Here is a 15005-nt window from a genome sequence, read left to right as displayed (position 1 = left end):
AGGCTTTTTTATTTATTCGTCACCCTTCTTCTGATTTAACCCATACTCGCGCAGCTTATTCGCAATCGCGGTATGTGACACCCCAAGACGTTTAGCCAGCTTGCGCGTGCTCGGATAGCTGCGATAAAGCTGCGTTAACACCGAACGCTCGAAACGGCTGGTGATGTCATCCAGCGAGCCTTCCATTGCCTCTTCGCCTACCGAGACCGTCCCGGCATCGTAATCCGGCAACAGAATATCCTGAGGACGCAGTTCATACCCTTCAAGCTGAGTTAATGCGCGATAGACCGCATTTTTTAGCTGACGAATATTGCCCGGCCAGCCGTAACGCGTCAGCACGGTACCCAGGTCGGCAGAGAGCTTCGGACGCGGCACGCCCTGCTCGTCGGCAAAACGGGCGACGAAGAGTTCCGTCAACGGCATGATGTCCTGCGGGCAATCGCGCAGCGGCGGAATATTGAGCGTAAGAACGTTGAGACGATAGTAGAGATCTTCGCGGAATACTCCTTTCTGCACCAGCTCCACCAGGTTTTTCTGGGTGGCGCAGATGACGCGTACATCCACGTGCACTTCATGATCTTCCCCCACGCGGCGGAACGTGCCGTCATTGAGAAAACGCAGCAGTTTCGCCTGCATGCGTGGCGACATTTCACCAATCTCGTCCAGCAACACCGAGCCGCCATTCGCCTGTTCAAAGAAGCCTTTTTTGCCTTCCGGCGCATGCCCGAACAGTTCACTTTCCACCGCATCTTCAGGAATAGACGCGCAGTTCAGCGCCAGATACGGTTTTGCCGCACGCGGGCTGGCCATGTGCACAGAATGCGCCAGCAGATCTTTCCCCGTACCGGTATCCCCGGTAATCAGCAGCGGTGCCGTAAGATTTGCCAGCTTGCGCGCCTGGTCGAGCACGTGACGCATCTTCGGGCTCACCGCAATAATCTGGCTGAATGCGCCGACGTCCTGGCTGGAAAGGTTCTGTAACTGGCGTCCCATGCGCACCGTGGAGCGCAGCATGATTACCGCGCCGGTGAGCACCCGCGCGGCATTTTCCCCTTTCAGGTAGACCGGCGTGATCTCCATCAGGAAATTCTGTCCATTGATGACGACGTGCTCGCTATGGGTATTTTGCGGGTTGCTGTCCAGCCAGCGCTGGAAATTAAAACCTGGGATCAATTGCGTGGCGTGATGACCGATAAGCTTTTCCTGAGTCTGCGCAAACAGCTGGCAACTGGCCTGGTTAACGCGCTCGACTTTGTTTTTCAGATCGAGAGAGAGAAACGGCTCCGGCATTGCTTCCAGCAGTGCGCTCAGCGCAAGGTGTTCCCGCTCGGATGGCATCCAGGGGATGGTGCGTACATCCGTAACGCCAGCGATACGGCGGATTTCGGCCATCAGGCTACTGAAGGTATTAAATTCAATTTCGGCAAAATTGAGGTAAATTCGCCCGACAGGGTCGATCTCTATGCCACGTAAATCAATGCTACGTAAAACAAGAAGATCGAGTAACTCGCGGGTCAGACCGAGACGGTCCTCACAAAAGACTTCCAGACGCATGGGAAATTCACCGTTTAAGCCAATAACAGTAAAATGATATGTCAGATCACGGTATTCGGGAAGGTGGCTGTCAACAAATATTGACAGCCCGCACGATTAGTAAACGAAACCTCACTGAGCAGGTTTTTTATTGAGCGTCTCTTTAAGCTGACCAATCAATTCGCGACGGAAATCCCCCAGCCGCGGCTTATCGCCATCGATCCAGGGGAGTGGACGACAAACCTCCATCGCTTTGATTCCTAAGCGTGCCGTCAGCAGACCGGCACCAATCCCCTGCGCCGCCCGGGCAGAGAGACGCGCCGCAAGATCCTGCGACATCCAGTCCATCCCGACCTCCCGCACCAGTTCGCTTGCCCCGGCGAAGGCGATATTCAGCAACACCAGTTTGAACAGGCGCAGTCGGCTGTAATAGCCAAGCTCAATGCCATACAGTCTGGCGATGCGGTTGATGAGGCGCAGGTTGCGCCAGGCGATAAAGGCCATGTCCACCATCGCCAGCGGACTGACGGCAATCATCAGGGTGGATTCCGCCGCCGAGCGGCTGATCTCACGACGAGCCTGCGCATCCAGTACCGGCTGAACAATGTGCGCATAGAGCGTGACCACTTCCTGGTCATTCTGGGTTTCGTGGATCGCCGCATACCAGCGCTGAAGCGCCGGGTGAGAGTGATCTATCCCGGCCTGAGCCGCAAGTTTTTCACAAAAAGCACGCCCTTTTCCGGTGCCGTGACTGTGCAGCAGATCCCGCGCTTCATCGCGTTCGTGCGCACGCTGACGCAGACGCCAGAGGCGACGCCACTCGGTCACGACCGAGCCGACGCCCGCACCAACGATCAACGCCCCAGCGGCGCATCCCCCCAGCGCTACCCAGTCCTGGGTTTGCCAGGCATTGACGCCCCACTGCACGCCCTGACCAATTACGCTCACACCAAAAAGGGCTAACCCGGCGGTCACCATCTTACGCCACAGGCTGCGTTTCGGGCGCAGTGCCGCATCAACGACCGCTTCCGCCTGCCCCTCTTCAACCAACGGCTCCTCTGCCAGCACGGGAGCAAAGTTGTCGGCCTGCGGACCGCTGAAGGTTTGCGCTGTTTTAAACGCCTCATGCGGGGACTGCTCAAGCTGGCCGGTAAAATCAATGCGGGGTTTTAACGGTTCCGTCATCGCAATTTATCTCCAATTAAAAACTCCAGCGCGGCATCCAGACGGATATGCGGCAATGGCTGGTCAACGTTCATGCTCTGCGGACGGAAGTCTTCGAACTGAAAACCCTGGCTTTGCCAGAAAGCCTGGCCCGGCAAACGCGGGGGAACTTCGCCCGGATAGACCGTGAGCGGCTCACCGTCGCTGAGTCGGTTGCCCCGCAGGGCCGGAATTTTCTCGCCATTCACGTCAATCAACCCACTCTGCGTAGCCTGTACGGACGCCAGACCCAGACAATCCATACTAATCCCTTCGAACGCCGCGTTCTGCCAGGCATCCTGCACCAGCTGTTGCAGCAGGGATACCATGTTGGCGTGCTGATCGACCGTCACATGATCAGCTTTTGTGGCGGCAAACAGCAGCTTGTCGATGACCGGCGAGAATAAACGGCGAAACAGCGTACGCTGGCCATAATGAAAACTTTGCATCAGCTGCGTCAGCGCCAGCCGCATATCATTGAACGCCTGCGGCCCGCTGTTGAGGGGTTGCAGGCAGTCCACCAGCACGATCTGGCGGTCAAAGCGTAAAAAATGATTTTTATAAAAACCCTTAACCACCTTCTCACAGTAATAATTGTATCGCTCGCGGAGCATACCGGCGTTAGTGGTCTTGTCTGCCTGTGCCAGCTTCGATTCGCCGATGCGGTCAACGTCCGGCCACGGGAAAAACTGTAGCGCGGGAGCACCGGCTAGATCTCCCGGCAGAACAAAACGGCCAGGCTGAATAAAATGCAGCCCTTCCTGCTTGCACTGATGCAGGTAATCCGTCCAGGCCTGGGCTATGACGGCCAGACGGTTTTCATCCGCCGGCGCCAGCGGATCCAGCCCTTCACAAAGCTGGCGCCATTTGGTCGACCACTCTGCCCGCTGCCCCTGCAACAGACCGGTCATCTGTCGGGACCAGCTCAGGTAATCCTGCGCCAGCATCGGTAAATCGAGCAGCCATTCTCCCGGATAATCCACAATTTCGAGATACAGCGTGGACGTTTCTTTGAAGTGACGCATCAGGGATTCATTCGAGCGAAAACGAAGCGCAAGGCGAATTTCGCTCACGCCACGCGTCGGGGTGGGCCAGGCGGGAGGCTCCCCGTATAACTGTGCCAGACCTTCATCATAGGTGAAACGGGGGATGCCAAAATCACGTTGCGGTACGCGTTTTACGCCTAACAATCGCTCCTCGCGCACCGCGCTAAGCAGTGGCAGGCGCGCCCCAGCATGCAGGTTCAACAGCTGATTGACCATCGCCGTAATGAATGCCGTCTTACCGCTGCGGCTCAGCCCGGTAACGGCAAGACGCAGATGGCGATCAACGCCACGGTTCACCAGAGAATTGAATTCGTTTTTAAGTCGCTTCATCGCCGTCCTTCATTGTCTGGAACCCTGAACAAAGTCACTTCAGAATACAGTAAATTGGGGCAGATCGTTGATTATCAATTCTTAATTATTGCTATTGCCGTTTTCTCTCCAGTAAGATGGACGCAATTGCTGTCCGTCTGGAGTGAGTAAGGTGTATGTCACCCACCATCTATGATATTGCCCGCGTTGCTGGCGTTTCGAAATCAACCGTGTCACGCGTTCTGAATAAACAAACGAATATTTCTCCTGAAGCGCGTGAAAAGGTGTTGAAGGCGATAGATGAGTTAAATTACCAACCTAATAAACTTGCCCGCGCACTCACCTCTTCTGGCTTCGACGCCATTATGGTTATTTCGACCCGCTCAACCAAGACCACTGCAGGAAATCCCTTTTTCTCAGATGTACTGCATGCCATTACGGCAAAAGCAGAAGAAGAAGGTTTTGATGTTATTTTACAAACGTCCAAAAGCAGTGAAGATGATCTGCAAAAATGCGTGGGTAAAATAAAGCAGAAGATGATCAAAGGCATCATCATGCTAAGCTCGCCGGCGAACGAGTCGTTTTTCTCGACGCTGGATGAATACGGTGTGCCCGTGGTCGTCATTGGTAAAGTGGAAGGAAATTACCAGAATATCTATTCTGTCGACACGGATAATTTCCGCGACAGCGCCATATTAACAGACTCGTTTATCACGCATGGCCGCACCAAAATTGCCTGCCTGCATGCCCCGCTCGATTATCACGTCTCTATCGATCGCCTGGCGGGTTATAAATTCAGCCTTGAGAAACACGGTATCGAAATTAACCCGACCTGGGTTATCGATGGCGGCTATACCCATGAAAGCGCGCTTCAGGCGGCCTGCCAGCTACTCTCCTCAGACAACCCGCCCGATGCGGTTTTTGCGACTGACAGCATGAAATTGCTGAGTCTTTATCGTGCCGCGGATGCGCTAAATCTGGCGATCCCGGAACAGGTCGCAATGGCAGGATACAGCGACCCGATGCTATCTCTCATTTTAACCCCTGCACCAGGCGGCTTTGATATCCCCACGAAAAAGCTGGGCGAAGAGAGCTGCGATTTGTTGTTCAGGTGCATTGCGGATAAACCTGCGCCGCATAAGGTATTGGTTGAAACACATTTTTCAGATGCAGCTTCGTTACGCTAAAAACCAGGGGCAAACGCCCCTGGTATAACGCCATCAGAACGCGTAATTGAAGCCGACACCCGCATAGTGGAAGCGGTCGCTCTCGCCTTCGTCATGATTTTCCCATTCGTAGGCATACTCGAGCGTCATGGAAAGGCCATTCGCAAAGTCATAAGCATAGAGCAGACCCAGTCGGTTGAAGTCATGCCCTTCACGAGTTGGATCGTCCTGCCAGTCCCAGTTTGACCAGCGATCGAGCCCCAGACGGGTGTAAGGTGTAAGCGTTGTCTGGCCTAATGAAACAGGCAGGTAGGCACGAATCTCCTGGGTGGAGAATTCACCGTTATTACGTGAACTGTCCATATTGAAGCCACGCTCTAAATAGTAGTTAACTTTTGCAGAGACGGTTTCGTTTATTGTCCAGGTAAATCCGGTTTCCGTTTCGACGCGGCTGTCAGAATAACCGGTTTTTCCCAGGTCATTCGCAAACTGGTACATGGCAAACCAACCGCCAAAACGCCAGTCATCTGTTAATTTCACATCCCAGTCAGGCTGAATTTTATAGCGCTGCATATTAGCACTACCGTCTTTCGCACCGTGCTCATCTTTAAAATGATATCCATAATTACGGAAACCGCCCGTAAGACCCAGCGTAAAATCCTCTGTGCCAATGAAGCGATACCGTAATTCAAATTCAGGACGATCGAAATAGGTGCCGCGCGTCATGCTGCTGTAATCAACCGGGCCTTCCTGATACATCGCCAGTGAAATTGTCCACGCATCATACGTGGCGTTAAACCACACGGAAGGTTCATATAATCCATCTTTATCGTCGCCCTGACCTTCGACGTTTTCAATTTCATACATGGCACCAATATTAAATTCCCACTGTTTGGTTGACTCTGTTGCTTGCGCGCAGCTTACCCCTGCGCACAGAACGAGCGCAGCACTTCTTAGTAGAGTACTCATTAAAATATTCCTTTATAATTAACATACAAAAAAACCGGAAACTTTCATTTCCGGCGAATACCTTTCTTATCTAATAGCTGCTTCAGTATCAGCATCGAAGAAATGGCACTTACTCATATCGAACTGGATGCCGATATTATCTCCTGCAACATAATCATCCGCCGCTCCCGCACGGACAACCAGTTCATGCCCGCCCACGTTGGCATAAAGCATAAATTCTGCCCCAGTCAGCTCAGCGACGCTGATCTTCGCCGCGATGTTTTCGCCGCTTCGCTGTGCGGTGAGAATATCTTCCGGACGGATCCCAAAGACGACCGCTTTGCGCTGGTAACCTTGCGCATTCAGTACGGCCAGCTTCTCCTCCGGGATCTCCAGACGCAGCGTTTCCGTCACGAAGTATCGGTCGTCGATCGCGCCACGAATGAAGTTCATCGCAGGTGAACCAATAAAGCCTGCAACGAACATATTCGCCGGCTCGTTGTAAACCTGCTTCGGCGCGCCCACCTGCTGAATGATGCCGTCTTTTAAAATCACAATACGCGTCGCCATCGTCATGGCTTCCGTCTGATCGTGCGTCACGTAAATCATGGTGGTGTTGAGCTTCTGGTGCAGCTTGCTGATTTCAGCGCGCATCTGTACACGAAGCTTGGCATCGAGGTTTGACAGCGGTTCATCCATCAGGAAGACCCCTGCTTCACGCACTATCGCCCTGCCTAACGCCACGCGCTGACGCTGACCACCTGACAATGCGCCAGGTTTACGCTGGAGATAGTCGCGTAAACCCAGGATCTGGGCCGCCCAGCTAACACGTTCTTCGATGATGGAAGGTGCTATTTTTTGCATCTTCAGGCCAAACGCCATGTTGTCGTAGACCGTCATATGCGGATAGAGCGCATAGTTCTGGAAGACCATTGCGATATCACGGGACTTGGCGGGAACTTCATTCATACAAACCCCGTCAATAATCAGTTCACCTGCGCTGATCTCCTCAAGGCCGGCAATCATTCGCAACGTCGTGGATTTCCCACAGCCCGATGGACCGACGAAGACGATAAATTCTTTATCTTCAATCTCGAGATTGAAATCCTTAACCACGTGGACCTGGTTATCATAGATTTTCTGAATGTGTTTCAGAGACAGTTGAGCCATTATTAATTCCTTATCAATACGCCCGGGATGCCCAGAACGCCGTCAGGCGTTCCCAGGTCAGTTCCTGCGTTGAATGAAGTTGTAATCCCGCATGGTTCAGGCCAGGCCCAATCCCGACCGACAGCATTCCTGCGGCGTTGATCGCATCTACCCCTGCGGCGGCATCTTCGATACCAATGGCCTCTTCTGGACGCACGTTCAGTCCTTTACAGGCTGCAAGGAAGATCTCCGGGTCCGGCTTTGAGCGGCAAATGCGCGAAGCATCGGCGCAAAAATCGAAAGCCTGATGAATACCCAACGCGTGCAAAATCCCAGGGGCATTAAGCGATACGGATGCCAGCCCAATTTTGACCTTCGCGGCGCGAATATCCGCCAGCACGTCGCGAATACCCGGGAGCAGCGAATCCTGCGTCAGTGATGCCAGCGACTGGACGTAAAGCGCGTTTTTTTTCGTTGCCAGCGCCAGGCGCTGCTCGTCACTAAACATCCCCTCTTTCCCGCCATGTTTCAGAATGCGCTGGAGGGAGTCCATACGGCTTATTCCCTTCAGCTGTTCGTTAAATACTTCATCGAAGGTAATACCAATCTCCTCCGCCACGGCGCGCCAGGCCAGAAAGTGAAGATGCGCGGTATCGGTGATCACCCCGTCCAGATCGAATACAACAGCGTTAAGCGTCATGGCGCCCCTCCGTGGTAGCGGTCCCATTAACAGGTGCAAGAAAGTCCTTATGCGCGCAGACTTTTCGCCCTGATACGTGCAGCGTTTTACCCCACAGCGTCAACGTGACAGGTGCGGTAGTCTCAATGGTTAACTGGTCATCTTCACAGGTAATGTACATTGTTGCGTCCCGCCACCGCAGCGGGAAGGCGAGTTTCTGCCAGTGAACAGGCAGTTTCGGTGAAAGATGCAGCTTCCCTTCGCTAATGTGCAGGCCAGCAAACCCCTGAATAGCGCCCAACCAGATCGCACCGGTGGCGGCGGCATGAATACCGTCATCACTGCTGTGTGGGTCGTCCCCCAGATCGATGGCGATACCGTCACGCCAGAAGGCATACGCCCCCTCGGTGTCACCGCAGCGTGCGAGCACAATGCCGTGAATGGCTTTACTCAGGGATGAATCATGAATCGTGCGTGGCTCGTAGAACGCCAGATTGGCGGCACATTGCTGCGGCGTAAACCGTTCCGGCAGCAGGTAGTTAAGCATCACCACATCGGCCTGCTTCAGGATCTGCATCTCGTTCACTTCCGCGCGAGAGTAATCAAGCAAAATGGTTTGCTTACCCGCTTTGGCTTTATAGCGGCTCAGATCGATGGCAGGTTTTGCCATGAAGGTATCATCCTGCGGGATCACACCGTCTGCGTCGGCCTCTGGCAGCCACAGGCGCGCCAGGAACTTCCCGGCATTCTCCATAAAACGCGCATCTTCACGGCCAAACATCGCCATAAACTGACGCGCGCAGGCAACGTTGTGCCAGGCCAGATAGTTGGTGTAGGCGTTGTTGTTGACATGCTCGGTGTATTCATCCGGTCCGATCACGTCATGGATCTCAAGACGACCATTGATTTCCGTCGCGCGTCCCATCCAGAACGAAGCGGTTTCCATCAGTAGCGTCAGCCCCTCATTCCGCATAAAGGCATCGTCGTGTGTTGCCTGCCAGTAAGCGACCACGGCCCAGGCGATATCAGCCACGATGTGATGTTCAGCGAGTGCGGAAGCCACCTTCTGGCGAACCCCGGTGCGGATGTTGATTGCCGCGAATTCTGGCGTCTCTTCCTGTCCGCTGGCCGCACTTTCCCACGGGAACAATGCACCCGGCCAACCGTTACGGCGCGCTTTTTCCCGTGCGCCTGCCAGATTAAGCCAACGATAGCGTAGCAGGCTGCGGGCAATCTGCGGGCGGGTAAACAGATGGAACGGCAGCAGGAAAATTTCGGTATCCCAGAAGACGTGCCCCTTGTACCCCTCACCCGTCAGCCCTTTCGCCGCAATACTGCTTCGCTCATCATGAGCAGGCGTCATTGTCGTCAGATGCCAGACGGCGTAATCCAGCGCCAGCTGATCCTGTTGCTCTGTGGAAGTCACTTCCACACGTGCGTCGCGCCAGACATCTTTCCAGGCATACGCTGAGCTTTCAAGCAACGCCTCATAGCCTCTTGCCGCACAGACTTTAAGATCGGCCAGCGCGTTGCGCGCGAATGACTCCTGCGACAGCGCTTTCTCGCTACGATGAGCCACCCAGACGATCTTCTCAAGCGTGACAGTGTCACCTCGAGCAATCGTCAGCGAATGATGCACGCTGAGACGGCGGTTTTTGGCGGTGAAACAGCTGTCGCTCTTCGTCGAGAGCTGGCAAAACGCCGAAACCACAACCTCAGATGCACGGTCCTGCGTTTCATACACGCCCTGCATGTAGTGCTGGTCAAAGATCCTGACCGAGATTTCATCCAGATGCTGTCTGCCGCTGTTCGTTTGTGTCGCATCTATGCCGGTTTTCAGCACGGCCTGAGCGTCGCCATCAAGCGGTGTGATCGAGAGCTGCATTGCCACTAAGGGCAACTGGTCCAGCGAAACAAAACGACGGCTCTCCAGCCGATAACGTTTCCCGTCGGGTGCACGCCAGACAACGTTGCGATGCAGTTCGCCGTTAGCAAAGGCCAGCTCGCGCTGCCATTCAAGAATTTCGCCTGACAGAAGCGTGAAATTGACGCCATCAAGCTCAACATCAATACCGGTGATATCCGGCAGATTGACCAGCTCAGTAGTCTCGTTGCGACCCGCGCAATGATAAAGCCCCGCGAGATACATGCCTCTGATCTGCTGGGTGTAATCTTCTTCATGCGTAGCGCGAATGCCCATGTAGCCATTCCCGCATGTCATGACAGAGGCATATTTGTTCAGGCTGTGAGGACAAAAGCCCGGATCGTTTAATACAGACACGTTCAGCATAATGTCACGCTTTCCCCTGTTTCTGCTGATTCATAAAGCGCGGCAACAAGCTGTTGTATAACCAGACCCTGTTCTGCGTCAGCGATCATAACGTGCTCTCCCAGCACATGACGCACGAAGGCATCCATACAGCGCAGATGGCGCTGATCGTCCGCCTCTTCACGATGGATAAGGGTTTCTAAAACACCGGCTTCGTCGTTATAGATATGCGCCGGGAACAGCGTTGCGCCTGCCTTATCACCGCAGAAAGAGACGTTCATGATGGACTGCTCGCGGATGTTAAGCGCAAAGGAGGTGTCCAGACGCAGAACGCCGCCGTTGCAGAATTCAATCGTGCCAAACAGGGCATCTTCCACGGTAAACTGCGTAGGATCCCATTCGCCAAACTGACCGTTGTGTTTCCGGTTCCCCAGTCTCTGGAAGCTGTGCGCGGTTACCCGCTTCACAGCCGGGAAACCCAGCACGTACATCGCAGCATCCAGCATATGAATGCCGATATCGATAAGCGGCCCGCCGCCCTGGAGCGATTTATTGGTGAAAACGCCCCACCCCGGCACACCGCAGCGACGCAGCGCCTGCGCGGAAGTGAAGTAAATTTCACCGAGTGTGCCGTTCATTACCGCATCGCGCAGGAGCTGGGTGTCCAGGGCAAAGCGATGATGAAAATCATACGCAAGGACTTTTCCTGCCTTGTGCGCCGCGATGCGCATCTGGTCGGCCTGTTCCGGCGTCATTGCCGGCGGCTTTTCACACATCACATGGCAACCCGCTTCGAGAGCCGTCATCACATGTTCAAAATGGAACCGGTTAGGCGAACAGACGCTCACCACATCCGGTTTTACTTTCTGCAACATCTCGTGAGCGTCCTGCCATGCCGATGGAATGGCATAACGTTCCGCGAACGCCTGTGCCTGCTCAAGGCGGCTGTCCATGACAGCCACCATTTGAACATCACTGCGCGTGGCGTAATACGAGGCATGCACTTTGTCTGCAACCTGCCCGGCGCCAATGATGGCGACGCGCAGAGGCAAAGGTGTAGAAGCACTCATCACGCTCGTCATCCTTAGCATTCACGCAGGTAATTGAGTGAGTCCTGATAGGCTTGAGCCGGATCGTCGGCACGAACCCGGCACTCGTACACCACATAACCCTGATAGTTATCAGCACGCAGCTGACCGAACAGGCTGGCGAAATCGAGGCTGCCGCTGCCCGGCTGATAGCGGTGGTTATCAGCAATGTGCACATGACCCAGCAGGTCGCGGTTGTGATGCAGCGCTTCCGTCAGTGAGTCTTCTTCAATGTTCATGTGGTAGAAATCACCGATGATCTGCACGTGCTTCAGGCCGTTCTCTTCGATATAACGACGCGCGTCGGCCAGGGTGTTGATCATATGATCCTGATAGCGGTTCAGCGGCTCCAGGTAGACGGTAGTACCGGTGCGCGCTGCTACCTCATCCAGCCAGCGCAGGGAAGCGCTGACCGCTTTGCGATCGCCATCCAGGCTACGTGGCGAAGTCATTGGCGGCAGACGGAAGGTAAACATCCCCCAGGCAGCCGGGACGATAATCCCTTTGCCGCCCACTTCTGCCAGCGCTTCCAGAATGCGTTCAATCTGCTGGAGACCGTTCAGGCGGCGTTCTTCGATGAAATCCCCGATCCAGCCATCGTATCCGCCACACGCCGTCGTAACCGGCAGACCGGTGGCTTTGATAGCGGCTTTCACTTCGTCGAGATGTTCAACCAGCAGCCGGCCATCTATTTCGTAGCCATCAAATCCCATCGCTTTGATGTATTTGAATTTTTCCATGATAGTGGTCGGGAAAAAGGCCTGGTTTTGTGTTGCGATTTTCATGATTTGCTGTCCTTAGCTTAAAAAGTAACGCCCATTTTGATACTGAGTTCCGGGTGCTGATCGACATACTTCATGTAGCTTTCCGGGCTGGTGGTGAAGGTGACGACCGGGTCGATCAGATCTTCACAATTGAGATAACCGTTCATCAGCAATTCCCAGCAGGTCTCTTCAATACGCTTGCGACTCCAGCGTGGGTAATCCGGGTTGGGTTCACTGCATGCGCGGGAGAAGACAATCTTCGCGTTGTTGAAGTGTGCTTCGCGGCCCAGGTTGAAGCCTGCCGCAAAAGGTTTGGCGAAAGCCACGTAAGAGATCGTGCCGCCGTAGGCGAGTCCGCGCAGCGCAGATTGCAGCGCATCTGCAAAGCCGCTGGTTTCGATGATCACATCCGCGCCCTGCTTGCCGGTCAGTTTCTTAATTTCAAGACCGACATCGGTACCGATTGGGTTCAGGCAGTGGTCTGCACCGTGACGGCGGGCAATCTCACAGCGATGTTCAATAGGATCGACACCAATAACCACTGACGCGCCAGCTTTTTTCGCCAGCTGAATCGCAATCTGGCCAATAGCGCCCAGCCCGACAACTACAACGAAATCCCCTACGCGGACGTTAGCATCACGCACGCCGCTCATGGCGAACTGAGCCGGATCGTAACAAACGGCGTTTTTCCAGGATGCGCCCTGCGGCATTTTGCGCAGCTTATAGTTGTTCACCGCGTTGACGATGACCGTTTCCTGCAATGGACCGTAGCAGCAAACGCTGTCGCCGATCTGGTATTCCGTTACGTCCGCACCACATTCGATGATGTCGCCGACGATCATGTTCCCCAGCTGGAATTTACCAAATTCGATACCGCGCGCTGCACCTTCTTCACGCGGGGTAAACATCTGCCACTCCGCGTTGAACTCTTCATCGATGAACGGGCTTGCCGCGCGGAAATCCACAACTTCGGTGCCGTGTTTCGGGGCGCCATAACGGGCACGAATCTTCACTTCATGTGCTGCAACAGGACGATCTTCGTATTCCACCAGCGCCGCTACACGAGGCACTGTCGCAACTAATTTTTTCATGACTCACTCCTTGTTAAAATCGGCCGCCTCAGCCCTTTACGCCGCCGGCGGTCAAACCACTTTTAATAAAACGTTCAGACAGGGCATACATAATGACAACGGGCAGTGCGGTCACCAGCGATGCCGCCATCATGCGACCCCAGATGTAATCTGGCGTACTGAAGAGCGTGTTCAGCCCCACCGGCAACGTGAAGTTGCTGGCGCTGGACAGGAAAATGGAGGCGAACAGGTAGTCATTCCACGCCACCATGAAGCAGTAAACGAAGACTGACACCAGACCCGAGATCGCCAGCGGCACGGTGATGCGGAAGATGATTTGCAGGCGGTTCAGGCCGTCCATCATCGCGGCTTCTTCGATTTCGTCCGGGATAGTGTCGAAATAGCTGCGCAGCATAAAGACCGCAGTCGGCAACGTCTGCGTCACCATGGTGATGATCAGCGCCAGCTCGGTGTCATAAATGCCGAGCGCGGTGATGATTTTGAACAGCGGCACTACCAGCAGGATCCCGGAGAACATATAGACGGTGTAGAAGCTCGCATTGATCGTCGTGCGCCCTTTAAAGCGCAGTTTGGATAATGCATAAGCGCCCAGCGTACCGAGAAACACCGCAATGACCGAGGAGGTCAGTGACACCACCATGCTGTTACGGAAGTAATCCACAAACGGGAAAATCAGCGGGTTAAAGATGTCGATGTAGTGCTGTAACGTCCACTCCTGCGGCAGGATAGTCGGATGCAGTGAGATAGCCTCTTTCGCGCTTTTGAACGATGTCATCAGCATCACAAAAAACGGAAACAGCGTGATAATCAGGAATACCGCCAGTCCCAGATAAAAACCGATACGGCCCAGAACGCGTTTATTTGTTGCCATTGAGGTTTACCCTTTTTCTGGTCAGCAGAATGACAGCGAAGATGATCACAAACAGCACAACGGAAATGGCGGCTGCTTTACCCAGGTCATTGAACGCAAAGGCGGTTTTGTAGAGATATACGCCCAGAATGTCGACCTTGGTGGTGAGCAGATAAACATCCGCAAACATGTAGAACATCCAGATGGTTCGCAGCGTGACCACCGTGGCCAGCACCGGCATGATGGCTGGCAACGTCACGATACGAAAACGCTGCCAGGCATTCGCCCCGTCCATCTCTGCCGCTTCGTACAAGGATTTATCAATGGTCTGTAGAATCGCGAGGAACGAGATAAAGGCATACGGGAAGTAACGCCAGATGGCGAACAGCACGACCAGGACAAAACTGCTGCCAGGGTTATCGAACCACAGCGGCGCCTGATCGTAGAGATGCAGCAGATCAACGCCAAGATAGTTCACAATTCCGTAGCCGTTGTTGAACATGTATTTCCAGGCAAATACCAGTGAAATATACGGCGTCACATAGGACAGTATCACCAGTGAACGTGCCGTTTTCCGCATGCGGAATTCACGGTTAAAGAAAATCGCTACGGCCAGCCCCAGTCCGGTGCTGCCGATCACCACCAGCGCCGTATACCAGAACGTCATCCACAGGGAGTGCCAGAACGCAGCATCGCCCAGGATGCGCATGTAGTTATCCAGACCGACGAACACCGCATCAATACGCGGATTCAGCGGTAAACGTAAAAAACTGATTTCAATGTTAGAAATCATTGGCCAGGCCACCAGGCCCCCCAGCAAAATCAGGCTGGGGGCCAACAGCAGCATGGCGAAAGGCATATCTGAACGACCAGAAAACAACGTCTTCATAATTCCCTTCGCAAAGCGCTC

General features: G+C 54.2%; 13 protein-coding genes. 1 reads left to right on the top strand and 12 read right to left on the bottom strand.

The features are described from left to right. Window positions 1-12: 12 nt before the first annotated feature. From tyrR to CKK19_RS05330, 3 genes are all read right to left on the bottom strand, one after another. Entirely contained in the window at window positions 13-1554 is a 1542-nt protein-coding gene (gene tyrR / locus CKK19_RS05340; RefSeq protein WP_063853438.1) for a transcriptional regulator TyrR, read from the bottom strand. 111 nt (window positions 1555-1665) lie between these two features. Beyond that, on the bottom strand, window positions 1666-2718 hold the full coding sequence (locus CKK19_RS05335) for a YcjF family protein (protein WP_023306373.1): 1053 nt from the start codon (window positions 2716-2718) through the stop codon (window positions 1666-1668). Beyond that, the gene (locus CKK19_RS05330; protein WP_022648291.1) at window positions 2715-4112 is read right to left on the bottom strand and encodes a YcjX family protein; all 1398 of its coding nucleotides are present in this window, start codon (window positions 4110-4112) and stop codon (window positions 2715-2717) included. The genes CKK19_RS05335 and CKK19_RS05330 overlap by 4 nt, the downstream gene beginning before the upstream one ends. A gap of 155 nt (window positions 4113-4267) precedes the next feature. On the opposite strand from CKK19_RS05330, the gene CKK19_RS05325 reads away from it, so the two are divergent. Next, window positions 4268-5278, top strand: a complete 1011-nt coding sequence (locus CKK19_RS05325; protein ID WP_022648292.1) for a LacI family DNA-binding transcriptional regulator — start codon at window positions 4268-4270, stop codon at window positions 5276-5278. A 33-nt stretch (window positions 5279-5311) separates the two neighbouring features. Here the strand turns inward: CKK19_RS05325 and CKK19_RS05320 are convergent, their stop codons facing one another. The 9 genes from CKK19_RS05320 to CKK19_RS05280 all read right to left on the bottom strand — a co-directional run bounded on the left by CKK19_RS05320 (window position 5312) and on the right by CKK19_RS05280 (window position 14984). Then, on the bottom strand, window positions 5312-6226 hold the full coding sequence (locus CKK19_RS05320) for an OmpG family monomeric porin (RefSeq protein WP_063853437.1): 915 nt from the start codon (window positions 6224-6226) through the stop codon (window positions 5312-5314). A 66-nt stretch (window positions 6227-6292) separates the two neighbouring features. After that, entirely contained in the window at window positions 6293-7375 is a 1083-nt protein-coding gene (locus tag CKK19_RS05315; RefSeq protein WP_063853436.1) for an ABC transporter ATP-binding protein, read from the bottom strand. A 13-nt stretch (window positions 7376-7388) separates the two neighbouring features. Beyond that, on the bottom strand, window positions 7389-8054 hold the full coding sequence (gene pgmB / locus CKK19_RS05310; protein WP_022648295.1) for a beta-phosphoglucomutase: 666 nt from the start codon (window positions 8052-8054) through the stop codon (window positions 7389-7391). Then, window positions 8044-10323: a glycoside hydrolase family 65 protein gene (locus tag CKK19_RS05305; protein ID WP_063853435.1), complete on the bottom strand. Its 2280-nt coding sequence runs from the start codon at window positions 10321-10323 to the stop codon at window positions 8044-8046. The genes pgmB and CKK19_RS05305 overlap by 11 nt, the downstream gene beginning before the upstream one ends. Then, window positions 10317-11375 carry a Gfo/Idh/MocA family protein gene (locus tag CKK19_RS05300; RefSeq protein ID WP_154819153.1) on the bottom strand — a complete coding sequence of 353 codons (1059 nt, stop codon included), beginning with the start codon at window positions 11373-11375 and terminating at the stop codon, window positions 10317-10319. The genes CKK19_RS05305 and CKK19_RS05300 overlap by 7 nt, the downstream gene beginning before the upstream one ends. Window positions 11376-11386: 11 nt before the next feature. Next, entirely contained in the window at window positions 11387-12175 is a 789-nt protein-coding gene (locus CKK19_RS05295) for a sugar phosphate isomerase/epimerase family protein (protein ID WP_023300245.1), read from the bottom strand. Window positions 12176-12192: 17 nt separating this feature from the next. Beyond that, window positions 12193-13245 carry a zinc-dependent alcohol dehydrogenase gene (locus CKK19_RS05290; RefSeq protein WP_063853434.1) on the bottom strand — a complete coding sequence of 351 codons (1053 nt, stop codon included), beginning with the start codon at window positions 13243-13245 and terminating at the stop codon, window positions 12193-12195. A gap of 28 nt (window positions 13246-13273) precedes the next feature. Next, window positions 13274-14116, bottom strand: a complete 843-nt coding sequence (locus CKK19_RS05285) for a carbohydrate ABC transporter permease (protein ID WP_003856865.1) — start codon at window positions 14114-14116, stop codon at window positions 13274-13276. After that, window positions 14103-14984 (bottom strand): carbohydrate ABC transporter permease, encoded by an 882-nt coding sequence (locus tag CKK19_RS05280; protein ID WP_063853433.1) that lies wholly within the window; start codon window positions 14982-14984, stop codon window positions 14103-14105. Before CKK19_RS05280 ends, CKK19_RS05285 begins: the two co-directional genes overlap by 14 nt. Window positions 14985-15005: the final 21 nt, after the last annotated feature.

Source organism: Enterobacter sp. CCUG 70166 (assembly GCF_020224095.1).
GTDB classification, from domain to species: Bacteria; Pseudomonadota; Gammaproteobacteria; order Enterobacterales; family Enterobacteriaceae; genus Enterobacter; species Enterobacter intestinihominis.
This window is presented reverse-complemented; position numbering and strand designations above follow the sequence as displayed.